This is a genomic window from Ferrovibrio xuzhouensis (genome assembly GCF_042648965.1).
GTDB classification, from domain to species: domain Bacteria; phylum Pseudomonadota; class Alphaproteobacteria; order Ferrovibrionales; family Ferrovibrionaceae; genus Ferrovibrio; species Ferrovibrio xuzhouensis.
Window position 1 is genome coordinate 433,167 of sequence record NZ_JBHRYJ010000002.1, and the last position, 17,242, is coordinate 450,408.

The following is a 17,242-nucleotide window of genomic DNA, read 5'->3' on the forward strand; positions in this document are numbered from 1 at the left end:
ATGGGGGCCCGGCCGGAACGGCTCCCCGCCCTCGTCCGGCCTTTTTTCTTTCAGGATTGTGATTTTACGCCGAATGGCGGCGGTCGTGACCGGTGCGGCGGCTGGGCCGCTGGCGGCGCTCCTGCCGCAGGCCGCCAGCCGGGTGATTGCGGCGCTCGCCGGTGCGGCGCTCGCCAAGCCGCCGGCGGTCCGGCCCGACAAAACCGGTGCTGCGGATGAACGGGCGCGGCGCCTTCAGGACGTGCATCAGGCGCAGCACCAGGGCCTCCATCGAGACCGGCTTGACGACGATCTCGTTCACCCCGGCATCGCGTGCCGCGGCGACCAGGCCAACATCGGGGGCGGCGATCATCAGCACGATCGGGCTCTGGCTGTACATGCCGCCATGCTGGCGCAGGCGTCGGGTCAGCGCCAGGCCGTTGCCGCCGGGCAGGCTGTTGTCGAGCAGGATGACGCTCGGCTCGCGCTCGCCGATCTGGCGCAGCGTATCGGCCTGGGTGCCGGAGACATAGATGGTGGGGAAGCCCATGCCGAGCAGCACGTCGCGCAGCGCCCGACGCAGCGCGCGGTCGCCCTCGGCCACCAGGATGGAGGCACGGCGAAAGACGGCAGGATCGACGCGGTTTGATTTCGACATGGCAGCAGCGCTTTGCCGCCAGTCTGCGTCAGGCCGGTTAAGGAAACGTTGCGCCGCAGTTCGTTGATCCCGGCTGCGCGCGTCAGTCGCGCAGCAGTTCGTTGATCGAGGTCTTCGAGCGGGTCTGGGCGTCGACCCGCTTGACGATCACTGCGCAATAGAGCGACGGGCCGGGCTGGCCGTTCGGCAGCGGCTTGCCGGGCATGGTGCCGGAAACCACCACCGAGTAGGCCGGCACGCGGCCCTGGAAGACCTCGCCGGTGGCGCGGTCGACGATCTTGGTCGAAGCGCCGAGATAGACGCCCATAGACAGCACGGCACCTTCCTCGACGATCACGCCCTCGGCCACCTCGGCGCGGGCGCCGATGAAGCAGTTATCTTCGATGACTACTGGATTGGCCTGCAGCGGCTCGAGCACGCCGCCGATGCCGGCGCCGCCCGACAGATGCACGTTCCTGCCGATCTGGGCGCAGGAGCCGACGGTGGCCCAGGTATCGACCATGGTGCCGCTGTCGACATAGGCGCCGAGGTTGACGAAGCTCGGCATCAGCACGACGCCCGGCGCGATATAGGCGGCCCGGCGCACCACGGCGCCCGGCACGGCGCGGAAGCCGGCGCCGCGGAAACGCTGCTCGCTCCAGCCGGCAAATTTCGACGGCACCTTGTCGAACCAATGGGCGCCGCCCGGCGCATCCGAGATCAGCATGTTGTCGGTCAGCCGGAAGCTCAGCAGCACGGCCTTCTTGGCCCACTGGCGCACGGTCCAGGCGCCGTCGATCTTCTCGGCGACCCGCAGCTTGCCGCTGTCGAGCGCCTCAAGGGTGGCGTCGACCGCGTCGCGCACCTCGCCCTTGGTCTGCACATTGACCGTGTCGCGGGCATCCCAGGCGGCATCGATGACGGGCTGGAGCTGCGTGACGAGCGAAGCATCGGTCATGGTGAAATCCTCGATTCGGGCGGTGATTCAGGTGCGGGGCCGGGTAGTCCCGGCACGGAAAAACCGCGAGACAATAGCCGCCACTGCCTCCAAGTCAACCGGCCGGTGCCCGGAGGCAGGGCCGGGAGAGCGGTCAGCCGGCGGCCGTCAGGCCGGCCAGGAAGACGGTCAGGTCCGGCGCGGTATGGTGGATATGGGCGGTATCGTCCGGCCGGTCGGGCTTCGACCATTCGGCCGCGGTGGGCACCCAGACGGTGGTCATGCCGAGGGCGGCCGCCGGCACCAGATTGCGCGCCATGTCTTCCACCATGACGGCGCCTTCCGGCCGGATGCGGTGGTTGCCCAGCAGCTTGCGGTAAGGCTCCTCGCGCGGCTTGGGCAGGTAGTCGGAAGCGACGATGTCGAACAGCGTCTCGAAGCGGTCGGCGATGCCCAGCCGGTTCAGCACGCGTTCGGCGTGGGCGACGGTGCCGTTGGTGAAAACCACCTTGCGGCCGGGCAGACGGTCGAGCGCAGCGCCGAGCAGGGGCTGGGCCTGCACGACGTTCAGGTCGATGTCGTGCACGTAATCGAGGAAGGCGGCAGGGTCGAGGCCATGCTCGACCATCAGGCCGCGCAGCGTGGTGCCGTGGCTCTGGAAGAAGCCCTTCTGCCGGCGTTTCGCCTCGTCATAGTCGACCTCGAACTGCCGGGCGATGAATTCGCCCATGCGCCGGTCCATCTGCGCGAACAGGTTGCAGTCGGCCGGGTACAGCGTGTTGTCGAGGTCGAATACCCAGGTCTCGGCGGCGGCAAGCGCCGGGCCGGACAGCGGGCCGGCCAGTGAGCTTGACTGGGTGGTGGAGCGGGCGGAAAGGGCTGGCGAGATCACGGTTTCGCAGCATAAAGGCTTCTGTCTAATATGGCGAGCATCGGGGCCGTTGCCGGCGGCCCGTATCGCAGAAGCCGGCGGGAGGAAACGGGCGGCGTGTCCCAGTCAGGAATCGCATCGGACGTGGCGGCGGCGTCATTGCAGTTCGCCCCGGATCTGCTGGTCCCGGTGTTTCCGGGGCCGGCCGCCTTGCTGGATGGCCAAGGCCAGATCCTGCTGGCTAACGATGCGGCCCGGCCGCTGCTCGATGCGCTGGGGCAGGGCCTGCTGCCGGCATTGGCAGCCGCCATCGATACCGCGCTCGACCAGGGCGGTGCGCGGCAGGAGCGCGCCGATGTACCGGGTCCGCGCGGCGGTGCGGCCGTGCAGGTCACCTTGCTCCCCGTCGGGGGCGCGGCCAGTCGGCAGGATCGTCGGCTGCTGCTGCTTGGCCGCGATGCGACGCTGGAACGCAACCTGATTCAGGCCCTGATGCAGTCGCGCCAGCTGTTCAAGGATCTGGTCACCTGCTCGACCGATTTCGCCTGGGAGACCAAGGCCGATGGTCGCCTCGGCTTTGTCTCGCCGCGCGGCGCGCTCGGCTTCACCGCCCGCGAGCTGGAGGGCCGGCCGGCCCGCGAGCTGATGGCGGCGGACAGCCCGGAGACGCCGGCGCCCAGCCTGCTGCCGTTCGAGGCGCAGCAGCCGCTCGACGACGTCGAGATCTTCCTCGTCCGCAAGGATGGCAGTGTCGGCTGCTTCGAGGTGTCCTGCCTGCCGGTGCGCGATGCGGCGGGCGCCTGGGGCGGCGCGCGCGGGGTGGCGCGCGATGTCACCGATGCGCGCGCCCGCGTCGATGCGCTGCGGCGCGCCCACAAGCAGCTCAACACGCTGGCCAATACCGACGGTCTGACCGGCCTGCTCAACCGGCGCGCCTTTCTCGAGGAACTGGACAAGCGGCTGGTCCGCCACCGGCGTAATCGCCTGCGCGGCACGCTGATCTATTTCGACCTCGACAATTTCAAGAAGGTCAACGATGTGCACGGTCACCAGGCCGGCGACGAGGTCCTGAAGGGGGTTGCGGTCGCGGTGCGCAAGACCCTGCGCGTGGTCGACCTCGCCTCGCGGATAGGCGGCGACGAGTTTCTGGTCTGGCTCGAAGAAACCGGCCGCGAAAGCGCCGAATCGATTGCCGCCCGCCTGCATGAGGCAGCCCGCGAACTGGATCGGGAATACGGGGCGCCGGGTTTCCCGCTCGGGTTCTCCATCGGCATTGTCTTTTCCTGCCTGGCCGCGGCGGAGGGCGCCGAGGGCTTGATTGCCCGGGCCGACGAGGCCATGTACACGGCCAAGAAGGGTGGCAAGGGCCGCAGTTTCATTGCGCCGCTGCCGGATGACGAGGCTGTGAAGTGACCGACAGCGGTATCGACTACGAAAAGGCCAAGGCGCTCGCGGCATCGCCGGATCCGGCGGTGCGCCTGGAACTGGCCCGGCGCGCCGACATGCAGCCGGAGATTCTGTATTTCCTCGCCGTCGACGAAGCCGAGGAGGTGCGTCGCGCCATCGTCGAGAACGAGGCGACGCCGGCCCAGGCTCATCTGCTGCTGGCCAACGATGCATCCGGTACGGTGCGTGAACGGCTGGCGGAGAAACTGGCCCGCCTGCTGCCCGGCCTGTCCGACGAGGAAGCCGGCAAGGCCCGCGAATATGCCATCCAGACGCTGGAACTGCTGGCGCGCGACGAACTGACGCGCATCCGTGCCGCGCTGTCGGAAGGGCTGAAATACGCCGACAACGTGCCGCACCACGTGATCAGGCAGCTGGCGCAGGATGTCGAACTGATCGTCTCGGCGCCGGTGCTGCAGTTCTCGCCGCTGCTGACCGACGACGACCTGCGCGAGATCGTCGCCGCCTCGGCGCAGTCGGGTGCGCTGTCGGCGATCGCCAAGCGCGTCGGCCTGTCGGCCGGCGTCTCGGAAGTGATCGTTGCCACCCGCGACGTCTCGGCGGTGGCTGCCCTGCTGGCCAACGATTCGGCACAGATCCGCGAGGAGACGCTTGATCTTATCCTTGATGCGGCGCCAAGCCACGAGCCATGGCATGAACCGCTGGTGCAGCGGCCGAACCTGCCGGGCAAGGCGGCCAAGCGGATCGCCGGCTTTGTCGCCGCCTCGCTGCTGCAGCGGCTGGCCGGACGCAAGGATCTGCCGGCCGATGCCCTGGCCGAAGTGCGTCAGGTGATGGAACAGCGCCTCGATGTGAAGCTTGAGGCCGCCGAGGAGCCGAAAGCGGCGGAAGACAAGGCGAAGGCAGCGAAAGAGGCCAAGGACGAGCCGAATTCCATGGCCGAGGCCGAGGAGAAGGTGAAAAAGCTGATCAAGGCGAACAAGCTCGACAATGATGTCGTGCAGGAGGCGATTGAGAAAAACGAGCGCAATTTCGTGCTGCAGTCCCTGATCCAGAACGGCCGGATTCCGCTGTCGGTGATCCAGAAGGCGATTGAGGCGCGCAACGGTCGCCTGGTCACGGCGCTGGTCTGGCGCGCCAAATTTTCCATGCGTACGGCGGTGATGATCCAGCGCGACATCGCCAAGGTGCCACCGCGCATGATGCTGAATGCCCGCAACGGCACGGATTACCCGATCGGCAAGGCCGAGTTGGAAGAGCAGCTCAGGATTCTCGGCCTCTGACGCAAGGGAAGGCTGGTCCGATACGGCCTGGCCGGCCTAGGCTGACTGCCCCTGCCACAGGAGATTATGGTCATGCCCGAGATGCTGCGCATTCCCACCAGCCATGCCGAGATCGCCGTGCAGGACAGCGGCGGCAAAGGCCCGGTCGTGTTGCTGATCCACGGCAATTCGGCTTCGTCGGAAATCTTCGGCCGCCAGTTCGCTTCGCCGCTGGCACAGGATTATCGCCTGCTGGCGCTTGATCTGCCGGGGCACGGCGCTTCGACCGATGCGGCTGATCCGCAGGGCAGCTATACGGTGCCGGGCTATGCGCAGATGGCCGGCGAGGTGCTTGCGGCACTTGGCATTGCCGACTATGCCCTGGTCGGCTGGTCGCTCGGCGGCCATATCGCCATCGAGATGACGGCGCTGACGCCGGCGCCGCGGGCCCTGGTGATCACCGGTACGCCGCCGGCGCCGAAATCGCCCGATGCGCTCGCGATGTGCTTCAAGCCGACGCCGCATATGGCACTGACCGGGCAGCGGGATTTCACCGACGCCGAAGCGTTGGCCTATGCACGTGCTGGCGCTGGCGATGACGTGACCGAGGGAGATTTCATCTATCGTGCGGTGCGCCGCACCGATGGCCGGGCGCGCCAGCGGGTGATCGAGGGCTTCATGCAGGGCCTCGGCGTCGATCAGAAGGAAGCGGTCGAGCGCTTCAGCGGCCCGCTTGCGGTGATCAACGGTGCCGATGAGCCCTTCGTGAACAACGATTACCTGTCAGTACCGGTCTACGGCAATCTGTGGCGCGGCCGGCCGCATTTTATCGCCGGCAGCGGTCATGCGCCCTTCTACACCCATGCGGATGCCTATAACGCCCTGCTCGGCGATTTTCTGCAGAACGCTTTCAAGGGCTGATGTTTACGCGGCGCTGTCGTCGACGACGCGCAGCACCTGGCGGCGGCTCTCGCGCAGGCGCAGGATCTGCGCGGCGGCGGCGATGGCGATCTCGCCCGGATGCTTGCCGTTGACGCCATCGATTCCGATCGGGCAGACGAGTTTTGCCAGCTGCGCATCGCTTAAGCCCAGCTCGCGGCAGCGTTTCTCGAAACGCGCCCGCTTGGTCGCCGAGCCGATCAGGCCGATGTAGGCAAAGCGGTCTTCCTGCAGGGCCTTTGCGGTAATGCCGAGATCGACGGCATGGCTGTGGGTCATGATCAGCAGCCAGGCATCGTCGGGCAGGCCGGCGACTTCGCGTTCCGGCGCGTTGGTCACCTCGACCTCGACGCCGGGCGGCACATGGTCGGGGAAGGCATCGGGTCGCGGGTCGAACCAGCGGATGCGACACGGCAGGGCCGACAGCACCTGCACGACCGCTTTGCCGACGTGGCCGGCGCCGAACAGCGCGACGGTGAACAGGTCCGGCCGCTGCGGTTCGAACAACAGGGTGACATGGCCGCCGCAGCATTGCCCGAGCGCGGGGCCGAGCGGGAATTTGCGCAACACCGGGCCCTGTCTGCCGGCCAGCATCTGGCGGGCGATTTCGATGGCACGGAATTCCAGCGTGCCGCCGCCGATGGTGGCGAAGCTCTCAGTGGCCGTCACCACCATCTTGGTGCCGGCCTCGCGCGGCGCCGAGCCATCGGTGGCGGCCACGGTCACCAGCACGGCCGGAATGCCGCGCACTTCAAGGTCGCTCAGCGCATTGAGCCAGCCAGCACTCATTTGCCCACCTTTTGCTTGGCCGCCGCGATGGCCAGCAGCACGCGTTCCGGCGTCGCCGGGGCATCGAGATGCACCGCGGTGATGCCGGCGGCGGCCGCGACGGCATCCTTCAGCGCCAGCCAGGCCGAGATCGCCAGCATGAAGGGTGGTTCGCCGACTGCCTTGGAGCGGAACACAGTCGCGGCCGGATTGGCGCGGCCGGCGACCAGCTTCACACGGAAATCCCCTGGCAGGTCGCGGGCGGTCGGGATCTTGTAGGTGCTGGGCGCATGGGTGCGCAGCCGGCCTTTGTCGTCCCACCACAATTCCTCCGTGGTCAGCCAGCCGAGCCCCTGCAGATAGGCACCCTCGACCTGGCCAAGGTCGATGGCCGGGTTGAGCGACGATCCGCAGTCATGCAGCAGGTCGGCGCGGGTGAAACGGTATTCACCGGTCAGGCAATCGACCAGTACCTCGGTCGCCGCCACGCCATAGGCGAAATAGTAGAAGGGATTGCCGCGGCCGGCGGCGCGGTCGAAATGAATATCCGGCGTCGCATAGAAGCCCGAGGCCCAGAGCGGCACGCGGGCGAGATAGGCCTTATGTACGAGGTCTGCGAACGGCAGTGCCTTGCCGCCGCCGCTGACATTGCCGTCACGGAATGCAACCTTGTCTGCCGGCACGCCGAAGGCTTCCGCGGCAACGGCGGCCAGCCGGCCGCGGATGGTAAGCGCCGCGTTTTCGGCGGCCTTGCCGTTGAGATCGGCGCCGGCGGAAGCCGCGGTTGCCGAGGTGTTGGGCACCTTGTCAGTGCGGGTTGCGGTGATGCGGATGGCATCGAGCCCGATGCCGAGCGTCTCGGCCACCACCTGGGCGACCTTCACATAAAGGCCCTGGCCCATCTCGGTGCCGCCGTGGTTGAGCTGCACGGTGCCATCCTCATAGACCAGCACCAGGGCGCCGGCCTGGTTGAGAAAGCTCGTGGTGAACGAGATGCCGAATTTCACCGGCGTCAGCGCCAGGCCCTTCTTGAGATGCGGGCTGCCGGCATTGAAGGCGGCGATTTCCTCCCGTCGGCGCTTGTAATCGCTCGACGCCAGCAGTTCGTCGAGCAGCTCGGGCAGGATGTTGTCCCTGATCGTCTGGAAATACGGCGTGACGTTGCGCTCGGCTTTGCCATAGAGATTGACCAGACGGATCTCCAGTGGATCGCGGCCGAGATGGCGCGCGATCTCGTCGATCACATATTCGGTGGTCGCCATGCCCTGCGGGCCGCCGAAGCCGCGGAAAGCGGTGTTCGAGACTGTATGGGTCTTGCAGCACAGGCCGGTGATGGTGACGTTCGACAGCCAGTAGCTGGAATCGGCATGAAAGACAGCGCGGTCGACCACCGCGCCGGTCAGGTCCGCCGTCCAGCCGCCGCGACCGGCCAGCGTCACTTCGTAGCCGAAGATGCGGCCGTCGTCATCGAAGCCGACGTCGTAGCGCGAGAGGAAGTCGTGGCGCTTGCCGGTGGCGATCATGTCCTCGTCGCGGTCGAGCCGCAGCTTGACCGGCCGGCTGTTACGGGCAACGAAGACGGCGGCGATGCAGGCGAACTGCGCCGCCTGGGTTTCCTTGCCGCCGAAGCCGCCGCCCATGCGCCGGCATTCGACGGTGACGGCATTGAGCGGCCGGTCGAGCACACGGGCGACCATCTTCTGCACTTCGGAAGGGTGCTGCGTCGAGCAGCGCACCATCATGTCGCCGTCCTCGCGCGGTTCGGCCAGGCTGACCTGGCCCTCGAGGTAGAAATGATCCTGACCGCCGAGGTGTAGCTCGCCCCGCAGACGATGCGGCGCCTGGGAGATGGCGGCGGCGGCATCGCCGCGCTTCAGCCCGAGCGGCGGCAGCAGCAGGGAGTTCTGTTCGACGGCGTCAGCCAGATCAAGGATTGCCGGCAGGTCCTCGTAGTCGACCGCGATCAGGCGGGCGGCCCGGCGGGCGATCTGCAGCGTATCAGCCAGCACGGCAGCAACCGGCTGGCCGTGGAACTCGACGGTGCCCTGCGCCAATACCGGTTCGGGGCCGACCACGGCGGCAATATCGGGGTTGCCGGGCACATCGGCAACGGTGATTACATCGCGCACGCCGGCCAGCGCGCGGGCCCTGGTCGTATCGATCTTCAGGATTTTGGCATGCGCCCGGTCGGCCAGATGCAGGGCGGCATGCAGCAGGCCTTCGGGCTCCGGCAGGTCGTCGATATAGCGGGCGGTGCCGGCGACATGCTTCGCCGCGCTGTCGTGCGGCAGCGGCTTGTGCACGCTGCTGGTATGCGGCAGGGCGGTCATTCGGCCGCCTCCACGCCGATCCTCGCGTCGCCCGTGACTTCGAGGCAGAATTTGCGCAGCAGGTTCTGCGCCGCCAGCAGGCGATATTCCGCCGAGGCACGCATGTCGCTCATCGGCGTGAAATCTTGCGCCAATGCGGCGACGGCCGGCTCGATGGCCGATGGCATAAAGGCGAGACTGGTCAGCGCGGCTTCGGTCCGCAATGCCCGGGCCGGCACGCCGGCCATGCCGCCGAAAGCCAGCCGCGCCGCTTTTACACGGCCGTCATCGAGGACAACATGGAAGGCCGCCAGCACGGCGGAGATATCCTGGTCGAAGCGTTTCGACAGCTTGTAGATGGCAAAGCGGCTGTCGGGGCCCGGTTTGCGCACGGTGACGCTCTCGACGAATTCGCCGGGCTGCAATGCGGTCCTGCGGTAGGCGAGGAAGAAATCCTCCAGCGGCATCTCACGGCGGCCGGCGCTGCTGCGCAAGTGCAGGGTGGTGCCGAGAGCGATCAGGGCTGGCATGCTGTCGCCGATCGGGCTGCCGTTGGCGATATTGCCGCCGATGGTACCGGAATTGCGGATCTGCACCGAGCCGAGCCGCCGCACCATGCGGGCGAAATCCGCATGCAGACCGGCGATGGCGGCAAACGCCTCGCTGTAGGTGACGCCGGCGCCGATCTCGACCATCTCGCCATGGTCGATAATGCGTTTCAGCGCGGCGACGCGACCGAGCGAGACGATGCTGCGCGGCACGCGCTGCTGCTTGGTCACCCACAGGCCGACGTCGGTGCCGCCGGCGAGAATCCAGCTGTCGCCGGCCGGCAAAGCGGCTAGCGTCTCGGCCAGCTCTTCCGGGGTCTCGGGCGCCAGGAAATCGCCCTCCGGTGTCGAATGCCGCAGCATGCGGCTGCGTGTCAGGCCGGCGAGCTGCGCCGTGAGTGCGGCTTCTTCGGCGGCAAAGCGGTCGGCTTTCCCGCCTGCAAACATCCTTTCGCCGGCGTCGAGGATCGGGCGATAGCCGGTGCAGCGGCACAGGTTGCCGGCCAGGCAGTCCTTCAGGCTTTCAGCATCAGCCCGTTCGTGTTCGCGGAAATAGGCGAACAGCGACATCACGAAACCCGGTGTGCAGAAGCCGCATTGCGACGCGTGGCTGTCGACCATGGCCTGCTGCACCGGATGCAGGCCGCCGTCTTTACTGGCGAGATCGTCCACCGTGAACAGGGCTTTGCCGTCGAGCTGGTGGACGAACAGGATGCAGGCATTGACGGCGCGGTAGCGCAGGCTGTCGCCGGTCAGCTCGGCGACCACCACGGTGCAGGCGCCGCAGTCGCCCTCGGCGCAGCCTTCCTTGGTGCCGGTGCGCCGCAGGCGGAGCCGCAGATACTCCAGGGCCGTCATGGTGTGGGGGACATCGGGTCCCACCGTCACCACCTGTCCGCGCGACACAAAGCGAACGGGTTCGGACATTGCCTGTCTCCGGTGTGGCTGCAGCCGGCAGTCTACCGCGCCAGTCTATCGCGAACGGGCGGCGGCGTCAGCCCATCAGGTCGCTGCCGCGGAAGGCCCAGCCGGTCATCCGCCGCTCGAACCATACCGCGACGGCATACATCAGCACACCCATGACGGCGACGACGATCAGGCCGGCGAAGACCAGCGGCACGTTGTAGCTCGACGAGGCCGACAGCATCAGGTAGCCGATGCCCTCGTTGGATGCGACCGTCTCCGAGATCACCGAGCCGACGAAGGCCAGGGTGATGGCGATCTTCAGCGAGGCGAACAGATAGGGCATGGCGCGCGGCAGGCCGACCTTCATCAGGATTTCGGTCTTGGTGGCGCCGAGCGAGCGCAGCACGTCGCGCAGTTCCGGCTCGATGGTGGCCAGCCCGGTGGCGACATTCACCACGATGGGGAAGAACGAGATGATGAAGGCGGTTATGATCGCCGGGATGGTGCCGATGCCGAACCAGATCACCAGCACCGGCACGACGGCAACCTTGGGGATCGAGTTGAAACCGATCAGCACCGGGTAGAGTCCGACATAGGTCAGCCGCGAGGCGCCGATGAAGATGCCGAGCAGGGCACCGGCGACCACACCGATGGCAAAGCCGGCGGTGGTGGTATACAGCGTCCACAGCGAATGATGCAGGATCTGCGGCGCGAATTTCACCATGGTGACGAAGACCAGGCTCGGCCGCGGCAGGATGAAAGCCTGTACACCGGTCAGAACGCAGAGCACTTCCCACAGCAGGAAGAAGCCGATGGTGACCAGCCAGGGCATCGCCCGGATCAGGGCTTTCTCGCTCATCACGCTTCCCTCACGTCATGGATGTATGCGCGCAGCTCGTGGACGATCGCGCCGAAATGCGGCTCGAAGGTGGTGTCCAGCGTGCGCGGACGCGGAATGTCGATGACACGGTTGTGGATGATGCGGCCGGGCCGCTTGCTCATCACGAACACGCGGTCGGCCAGATAGACTGCCTCGCGCAGGTCATGGGTGATCAGGATCGCGGTGAAGCGTTTTTCCATCCACAGTTTCTGCATCACGCCCCACAGCTCCTCGCGGGTGAAGGCGTCGAGCGCGCCGAACGGCTCGTCAAGCATCAGCAGGCGCGGCTCATGGATGATCGAGCGGCAGACATTGGTGCGCTGCTGCATGCCGCCCGAGAGTTGCCAGGGGAACTTCTCGGCGAAATCGTCAAGCCCGACCGTCTTCAGCAGGGCCATCGCCTGCTCGACATAGGCCTTGCGCTCCTTGCGCAGGCGGCGCTTGTGCGGCTCGACGATCTCCAGCGGCAGCATCACGTTGTCGAGCGTGCTGCGCCACGGCAGCAGGGAAGAATTCTGGAAGGCCATGCCGACGCCCTGGATTGCGCCGCGCACCGGCTTGCCGCCCACCGTGATCAGGCCGTTGCTGGGTTCCAGCAGGCCGGTCACCAGCTTCATCAGGGTCGATTTGCCGCAGCCGGACGGGCCGACCACGGCGACGAACTCGCCCTCCTGGATGTCGAGGGTAAGGTCCTGGACCGCGAGGGTTTCCTCTTCGGCCTGGCGATAGACCAGATCGACGCCGTCGATCTTGACGAAAGCCGGGCCCTGCATCAGGCCGCGCCTCGCTGCGTCAGGTCGCGACGCTTAACGCCGCCAGCCCCTCCGGTTACCATCCCGCGCATGAAAATCCGTCCCCCTGCCGCGTCACGCGGCCACTGCCGGTCTCCGGCGGGCCATCGTTGTGCGTTGCACACTGACAAAGATTGTAAACACCGGTGCGGCTAAATTGTAAACATTTATCGGCTGCCTGATTCATGGGCAGCGGGGGAGATTCAATGATCGGCGAGCCGCGGCGTATCGCCTGGCAGATCAGCCTGTTCTATGCCGCCCTGTTTGTCGGGCCCGGCATCTGGCTGCCGTTCTGGTCGGTCTGGCTGGAATCGCGCGGTCTCGGTGCGACGGAAATCGCCATCGTGGTTTCGGGCGGCATCTGGCTGCGGCTGGTGGCCGGGCCGGTGGCGGCGCATCTGGTCGACCGCAGCGGCGCCCGGCGCCGCGCCATCATCCTGCTCGCCTGGGGCTGCCTGCTGACCTTCCTGCCACTGTGGTGGGCGCACAGCTTCTGGCCGCTGTTCCTGATCGCCATGCTGTATGCCGTGATGTGGGCGCCGATCACGCCGTTCAGCGAGAATGTCGCCCTGCTGGCGGCGCGGCGCTACGACCTGCAATACGGCCGCATGCGGCTATGGGGCTCGATCAGCTTCCTGGTGACCGCCTATGTCGCCGGCCTGTGGCTGAAGGGTCGTGACGACGACTGGATCTGGGGCCTGATCCTTGCCGCCATGGCGCTGCTGGCGCTGGCCAGCCATCTGCTGCCCGACCTGCGGCTGCCGCTCGACCGGCCGCGGCTGACTGGCGCGCCTGCCTTGCGGCTGCTGCGCCACCCGGTCTTTCGGACCTTCCTCGCGGCCAGCGCCTGCCTGCAGTCGACCCATGCCATGCTGTATACCTTCGGCACCTTGCAATGGCGCAGCGTCGGCCTCGGCGATGCGCAGATCGGCTGGCTGTGGGCCGAAGGCGTGCTGGCCGAGGTGGTGCTGTTCGCGGTCGGCCAGCAGGTGCTGCGGCATACCGGCGGCATCGGCCTGCTGCTGCTGGCCTCGGCCGGCGGCCTGCTGCGCTGGAGCCTGACCGGCATCACCGGCGATTTCACGCTGCTGGTCGTTCTCAATCTGCTGCATGCCGCGACCTTCGGCTGTGCCCATCTCGGTGCCATGCGGCTGCTGTCGGAGCATGTCGAGCCGAATGTCTCGGCCACCGCGCAGAGCCTTTATACCGCCGCCAATTCTACCTTCCTGGCGCTGGCGACCCTGGCGGTTGGCCCGCTCTATGCGGTGGCCGGCGGGCTGGCTTACTGGGCGATGCTGCCGCTGTCGCTGGCTGGCGGGCTGTTCGCCCTGCTGCTGTGGCGCCGGCGCGACGCGTTGCAGTTCCATCCGGTGGCCGACTGACGGCAAAAAGAAACCGGCGGCATCGCTGCCGCCGGTTCCCTTCACGGTTCTGGCCGGGCGGGGCCAGGCGCCGAGCCGGTAATCAGGCCGACTTGATGCTCTGCGGCAGCGGCAGGGCGCGGAAGCGCTGCTTGGTCGCCACCATCAGGGCATTGGCCACCGCCGGACCGATCGGCGGGGTGCCGGGCTCGCCGATGCCGGTCGGCTTCTCGGTCGAGGGCACGATATGCACCTCGACCTGCGGCATCTCGTTGATGCGCAGCACCTGGTAGCTGTCGAAATTCGACTGCTCGACCGCACCGTCCTTCAGGGTGATGGCGCCATACAGCACGGCCGAGAGGCCGAAGCCGATGCCGCTCTGCACCTGCGCCTCGATGATCGACGGGTTGATCGGCTGGCCGCAATCGACCGCCGCCACCACCCGTTCGGTCCGCCAGCTGCCCTCCTTGTCGACCGACACCTCGACCGCCTCGGCGACGAAGGTGTTGAACGACTCGTGCACGGCGATGCCGCGGCTGCGGCCCTGCGGTGCCGGCTTGTCCCAGCCGGCCTTCTCGGCAGCGAGGTTCAGCACGGCGAGGTGCCGCGGGTGATGGGTCAGCAGCTTGCGGCGCAGCACCAGCGGGTCCTGTCCGGTTTCCTGGGCGATCTCGTCGAGGAAGACCTCGGTGGCAAACGCCGTATGGGTGCTGCCCACCGAGCGCCACCACAGCACGGTCACCGGATTCTTGGTGGTGTGCAGCTCGACGCTCATGTTCGGGATGGAGTATGGCAGGTTGGCGGCGCCCTCGACCGAGGTGCCGTCGATGCCGTTCTTGACCATAACCGGCTCGAACGGCGTGCCGCCGATGATCGACTGGCCGACGATACGGTGCTGCCAGGCGATGATGTTGCCCTCGGCATCCACCGCAGCCTTCAGCGCGTGATGATACATCGGGCGGTAACGGCCGCCGCGCACATCATCCTCGCGGGTCCAGACCAGGCGCACCGGCGCCTTGCCATAGGCCTTGGCGATCTCGGCGCCCTCGACCACGTAATCCGACACCGTGTTGGCGCGGCGGCCGAAACTGCCACCGGCATAGAGCGTGTGGATTTTCACCTGCTCGGGCTTCAGCCCCAGCACATGGGCCGCGTTGGCCTGGTCGACGGTCTGGAACTGGTCGCCGGCCCATATCTCGGCGCCGTCCTTGTTGATGCGGACGACGCAGTCGAGCGGCTCCATCGGCGCATGGGCGAGATACGGGAAGTCGTAGGTCGCCTCGATCACCTTGGCGGCCTTGGCGAAGGCGGCATCGACATCGCCGTCCTTGCGGGCCGGCAGGCCGGGCTTCTTCGCCAGTTCGCGATACTCGGCCATGATGGCGTCGCTGCTGCGGGTCTCGGCGGCCGAGTTGTCCCACTCGATCTGCAGGGCGTCGCGGCCCTGCTTGGCGGCCCAGAAATTCTTGCCGACCACCGCAACGCCGTTCGAGATCTGCACGACGCCGAGCACGCCCGGGATCGCCTTGGCCTTGCTGGAATCGACGCTCTTGACCTTGCCGCCGAACAGCGGCGAGCGCTGCATCACGGCGGTGACCATGCCGGGCACCTTGGTGTCGAGCGTGAATTGCGCCTTGCCGGTGCTCTTGGCCGGCGCATCGAGGCGGGCAACCTTCTTGCCGATATACTCGAACTGCGACGGGTCCTTCAGTTTCACATCGGCGGGCGGCGTCTGCTTCGACGCAGCCATGGCGAGCTGGCCGAAGGTGGCCTTCTTGCCCGACTTGTGGCTGACGACACCCTTGGCAACGGTGATCTCGCCGGCCGGCACCTTCCATTCCTGGGCGGCGGCAGCGACCAGCATGGCGCGCGCGGTGGCACCCGCCTTGCGCAGCTGGTCATAGGAATTGGCGATCGCGGTGCTGCCGCCGGTACCCTGCATGCCGAAGGCGAGGTTGGCATACAGCTTGGCATCGGCCGGCGCGCCCTCGGCGCGAATCTGCTTCCAGTCGGCGTCGAGTTCCTCGGCGACGATGGTGGAGAGGCCCGTATACGTGCCCTGGCCCATTTCCACATGCTTGGACAGCACGGTGACGGTGTTGTCCGGTGCGATGCGGATGAAGGCGGTCAGCATCTCCGGCTTGCCGGTCATGGCGGCGGCGTTGCGCGGCATCCAGTTGAAGCCGACGACGAGGCCAAGGCCGGCGGCACCGGCGCCCTGCAGGAAGCGGCGGCGCGAGGCTTCGGGGAGTTTCACTTCAGGCAACTTGATGGGGCTCTGTTCGGTCATGGCGGGAACTCCCTCAGGCCAGGGTGCTGGCGGCATCGTGGATGGCGGCACGGATGCGCACATAGGTGGCGCAGCGGCAGATGTTGCCCTGCATCGCATCGTCGATATCGCTGTCGGACGGTTTCTTGTTGCCGCTGAGCAGGGCCACCGCCGACATGATCTGGCCGGACTGGCAGTAGCCGCATTGCGCGACCTCATGCTTGATCCAGGCGGCCTCGACCGCCTTGGCGACCTTGCCGCCGAGGCCCTCGATGGTGGTGACCTTCTTGCCGGCCACATCCGACAGGGCGGTCTGGCAGGAGCGGATCGGGTCGCCGTCGACATGCATGGTGCAGGCGCCGCAGAGCGCCATGCCGCAGCCGAATTTGCTGCCGGTCAGGCCGATCTCGTCGCGCACCGCCCAGAGGAGCGGCATGTCGGGATCGGCGTTAACGGTAACGGGCTTGCCGTTGAGGGTGAATTTTACAGCCATGGGATACCTCCACTGGGGCGGTGAAGTCGGATCGGAAACAGAAATGCTCTGGCGAGGAAAATGCCCGTGTATGCGGGGCGGCGCTGAACTGTCGCTTGAATCGGGTTCTCCCTGTCGGTCGGCGAAATAAGACGAATGCCGCAAAAGGCAACGGACATGGTCTGATATGGCTTCAGAATTGCCGGCCGGGACGTCCCGGCGGAAATGGCTGCCGCTCGTTGGCACTGGGGGTGCGCGGCGTCACATCATTTCCGCTGGTCAGGAACGGGCTGGCGGGGTTAACTGTTGTCAGGCGGCCCAGTCTAGAAAACCGGCCGGCCGCCATGCAATAAGGCACTTTTCCGGACCCATAGCCACCTCGCGGAAACCATTAGGTAATTGCGGGTTGCGACCGCCGGAAAAGGCCGCCGGACGAGTTACGCGGAGCCCCAGCCATGACCGAATCCTTACCCCTGTCGATCCCCGCGCCGCAACGCACCTGCACCATCAGTGAAGGCACCGAGGAACTGGTGCGCGAGATGCTGGTGCGCATCGGCGACCGCTGGAGCCTGCGGGTGATCGAGACGCTTTCGGAAGAGGGCAGCTTCCGTTTCACCCGTCTGCGCGAACGGCTCGACGGGGTCAGCCAGAAGATGCTGACCCAGACCCTGCGTCAGCTCGAGCGCGACGGCTTGGTCGAGCGCCAGGTCTTTGCGGAAGTGCCGCCGCGGGTCGATTACCGGCTGACCCCGCTGGGCGAGGAGCTTGGCGAGACCCTGTGCGGCCTGTGGATGTGGGCGGAGCGCCATCTCTGCGACGTGCAGCAGGCGCGCGAGGCTTTTGACGGTCAGGCCGCACCGGCGCCGCGCGAAACCGCCCAGGCCGTGACCGGCTAGGCCGGGCTGC

At 67.0% G+C, this 17,242-nt stretch carries 15 protein-coding genes; 5 read left to right on the forward strand and 10 right to left on the reverse strand.

The annotated features are described in order from the left end of the window. Nucleotides 1-64: 64 nt before the first annotated feature. From ACFOOQ_RS12185 to ACFOOQ_RS12195, 3 genes are all read right to left on the reverse strand, one after another. On the reverse strand, nucleotides 65-637 hold the full coding sequence (locus ACFOOQ_RS12185) for a response regulator (protein WP_379726677.1): 573 nt from the start codon (nucleotides 635-637) through the stop codon (nucleotides 65-67). A gap of 82 nt (nucleotides 638-719) precedes the next feature. After that, the gene (dapD, locus tag ACFOOQ_RS12190; protein WP_379726680.1) at nucleotides 720-1,574 is read right to left on the reverse strand and encodes a 2,3,4,5-tetrahydropyridine-2,6-dicarboxylate N-succinyltransferase; all 855 of its coding nucleotides are present in this window, start codon (nucleotides 1,572-1,574) and stop codon (nucleotides 720-722) included. Nucleotides 1,575-1,707: 133 nt separating this feature from the next. Then, a complete protein-coding gene (locus tag ACFOOQ_RS12195) occupies nucleotides 1,708-2,445 on the reverse strand; it encodes a pyrimidine 5'-nucleotidase (protein ID WP_379726683.1) in 738 nt (245 codons plus the stop codon). Nucleotides 2,446-2,541: 96 nt separating this feature from the next. On the opposite strand from ACFOOQ_RS12195, the gene ACFOOQ_RS12200 reads away from it, so the two are divergent. The 3 genes from ACFOOQ_RS12200 to ACFOOQ_RS12210 all read left to right on the forward strand — a co-directional run bounded on the left by ACFOOQ_RS12200 (nucleotide 2,542) and on the right by ACFOOQ_RS12210 (nucleotide 6,014). Then, entirely contained in the window at nucleotides 2,542-3,837 is a 1,296-nt protein-coding gene (locus tag ACFOOQ_RS12200) for a sensor domain-containing diguanylate cyclase (RefSeq protein WP_379726686.1), read from the forward strand. Then, on the forward strand, nucleotides 3,834-5,114 hold the full coding sequence (locus ACFOOQ_RS12205; RefSeq protein ID WP_379726689.1) for a DUF2336 domain-containing protein: 1,281 nt from the start codon (nucleotides 3,834-3,836) through the stop codon (nucleotides 5,112-5,114). Before ACFOOQ_RS12200 ends, ACFOOQ_RS12205 begins: the two co-directional genes overlap by 4 nt. A gap of 72 nt (nucleotides 5,115-5,186) precedes the next feature. Then, complete coding sequence (locus tag ACFOOQ_RS12210) at nucleotides 5,187-6,014, forward strand: alpha/beta fold hydrolase (RefSeq protein WP_379726692.1); 828 nt, start codon at nucleotides 5,187-5,189, stop codon at nucleotides 6,012-6,014. Between the two features lie 3 nt (nucleotides 6,015-6,017). Here ACFOOQ_RS12210 and xdhC read toward each other — a convergent pair whose 3' ends face one another. The 5 genes from xdhC to ACFOOQ_RS12235 all read right to left on the reverse strand — a co-directional run bounded on the left by xdhC (nucleotide 6,018) and on the right by ACFOOQ_RS12235 (nucleotide 12,216). Continuing rightward, the gene (xdhC, locus tag ACFOOQ_RS12215; RefSeq protein WP_379726695.1) at nucleotides 6,018-6,821 is read right to left on the reverse strand and encodes a xanthine dehydrogenase accessory protein XdhC; all 804 of its coding nucleotides are present in this window, start codon (nucleotides 6,819-6,821) and stop codon (nucleotides 6,018-6,020) included. Next, a complete protein-coding gene (gene xdhB, locus ACFOOQ_RS12220; RefSeq protein ID WP_379726698.1) occupies nucleotides 6,818-9,130 on the reverse strand; it encodes a xanthine dehydrogenase molybdopterin binding subunit in 2,313 nt (770 codons plus the stop codon). Before xdhB ends, xdhC begins: the two co-directional genes overlap by 4 nt. Further along, entirely contained in the window at nucleotides 9,127-10,584 is a 1,458-nt protein-coding gene (gene xdhA / locus ACFOOQ_RS12225; protein WP_379726701.1) for a xanthine dehydrogenase small subunit, read from the reverse strand. The genes xdhB and xdhA overlap by 4 nt, the downstream gene beginning before the upstream one ends. A 67-nt stretch (nucleotides 10,585-10,651) precedes the next feature. Beyond that, nucleotides 10,652-11,422 carry an ABC transporter permease gene (locus tag ACFOOQ_RS12230; RefSeq protein ID WP_379726703.1) on the reverse strand — a complete coding sequence of 257 codons (771 nt, stop codon included), beginning with the start codon at nucleotides 11,420-11,422 and terminating at the stop codon, nucleotides 10,652-10,654. After that, a complete protein-coding gene (locus tag ACFOOQ_RS12235; protein ID WP_379726706.1) occupies nucleotides 11,422-12,216 on the reverse strand; it encodes an ABC transporter ATP-binding protein in 795 nt (264 codons plus the stop codon). The genes ACFOOQ_RS12230 and ACFOOQ_RS12235 overlap by 1 nt, the downstream gene beginning before the upstream one ends. 224 nt (nucleotides 12,217-12,440) lie before the next feature. Here ACFOOQ_RS12235 and ACFOOQ_RS12240 point away from each other — a divergent pair, with 224 nt between their 5' ends. Next, a complete protein-coding gene (locus ACFOOQ_RS12240; RefSeq protein WP_379726709.1) occupies nucleotides 12,441-13,616 on the forward strand; it encodes an MFS transporter in 1,176 nt (391 codons plus the stop codon). Nucleotides 13,617-13,698: 82 nt separating this feature from the next. On the opposite strand, the gene ACFOOQ_RS12245 is transcribed toward ACFOOQ_RS12240, so the two are convergent. Both ACFOOQ_RS12245 and ACFOOQ_RS12250 read right to left on the reverse strand, forming a co-directional pair. Continuing rightward, entirely contained in the window at nucleotides 13,699-15,885 is a 2,187-nt protein-coding gene (locus ACFOOQ_RS12245) for a xanthine dehydrogenase family protein molybdopterin-binding subunit (RefSeq protein WP_379726712.1), read from the reverse strand. Between the two features lie 13 nt (nucleotides 15,886-15,898). Beyond that, on the reverse strand, nucleotides 15,899-16,357 hold the full coding sequence (locus tag ACFOOQ_RS12250; RefSeq protein WP_379726715.1) for a (2Fe-2S)-binding protein: 459 nt from the start codon (nucleotides 16,355-16,357) through the stop codon (nucleotides 15,899-15,901). Nucleotides 16,358-16,791: 434 nt separating this feature from the next. Here ACFOOQ_RS12250 and ACFOOQ_RS12255 point away from each other — a divergent pair, with 434 nt between their 5' ends. Next, nucleotides 16,792-17,232: a winged helix-turn-helix transcriptional regulator gene (locus tag ACFOOQ_RS12255; RefSeq protein ID WP_379726718.1), complete on the forward strand. Its 441-nt coding sequence runs from the start codon at nucleotides 16,792-16,794 to the stop codon at nucleotides 17,230-17,232. Nucleotides 17,233-17,242: the final 10 nt, after the last annotated feature.

What these genes read in the sequence shown, in the direction of transcription:
- ACFOOQ_RS12185 (WP_379726677.1), bottom strand. Translation starts at nt 637, where the DNA reads ATGTCGAAATCAAACCGCGTCGATCCTGCCGTCTTTCGCCGTGCCTCC.
- dapD (WP_379726680.1), bottom strand. Translation starts at nt 1,574, where the DNA reads ATGACCGATGCTTCGCTCGTCACGCAGCTCCAGCCCGTCATCGATGCC.
- ACFOOQ_RS12210 (WP_379726692.1), top strand. Translation starts at nt 5,187, where the DNA reads ATGCCCGAGATGCTGCGCATTCCCACCAGCCATGCCGAGATCGCCGTG.
- xdhC (WP_379726695.1), bottom strand. Translation starts at nt 6,821, where the DNA reads ATGAGTGCTGGCTGGCTCAATGCGCTGAGCGACCTTGAAGTGCGCGGC.
- xdhB (WP_379726698.1), bottom strand. Translation starts at nt 9,130, where the DNA reads ATGACCGCCCTGCCGCATACCAGCAGCGTGCACAAGCCGCTGCCGCAC.
- xdhA (WP_379726701.1), bottom strand. Translation starts at nt 10,584, where the DNA reads ATGTCCGAACCCGTTCGCTTTGTGTCGCGCGGACAGGTGGTGACGGTG.
- ACFOOQ_RS12230 (WP_379726703.1), bottom strand. Translation starts at nt 11,422, where the DNA reads ATGAGCGAGAAAGCCCTGATCCGGGCGATGCCCTGGCTGGTCACCATC.
- ACFOOQ_RS12235 (WP_379726706.1), bottom strand. Translation starts at nt 12,216, where the DNA reads ATGCAGGGCCCGGCTTTCGTCAAGATCGACGGCGTCGATCTGGTCTAT.
- ACFOOQ_RS12240 (WP_379726709.1), top strand. Translation starts at nt 12,441, where the DNA reads ATGATCGGCGAGCCGCGGCGTATCGCCTGGCAGATCAGCCTGTTCTAT.
- ACFOOQ_RS12245 (WP_379726712.1), bottom strand. Translation starts at nt 15,885, where the DNA reads ATGACCGAACAGAGCCCCATCAAGTTGCCTGAAGTGAAACTCCCCGAA.
- ACFOOQ_RS12250 (WP_379726715.1), bottom strand. Translation starts at nt 16,357, where the DNA reads ATGGCTGTAAAATTCACCCTCAACGGCAAGCCCGTTACCGTTAACGCC.
- ACFOOQ_RS12255 (WP_379726718.1), top strand. Translation starts at nt 16,792, where the DNA reads ATGACCGAATCCTTACCCCTGTCGATCCCCGCGCCGCAACGCACCTGC.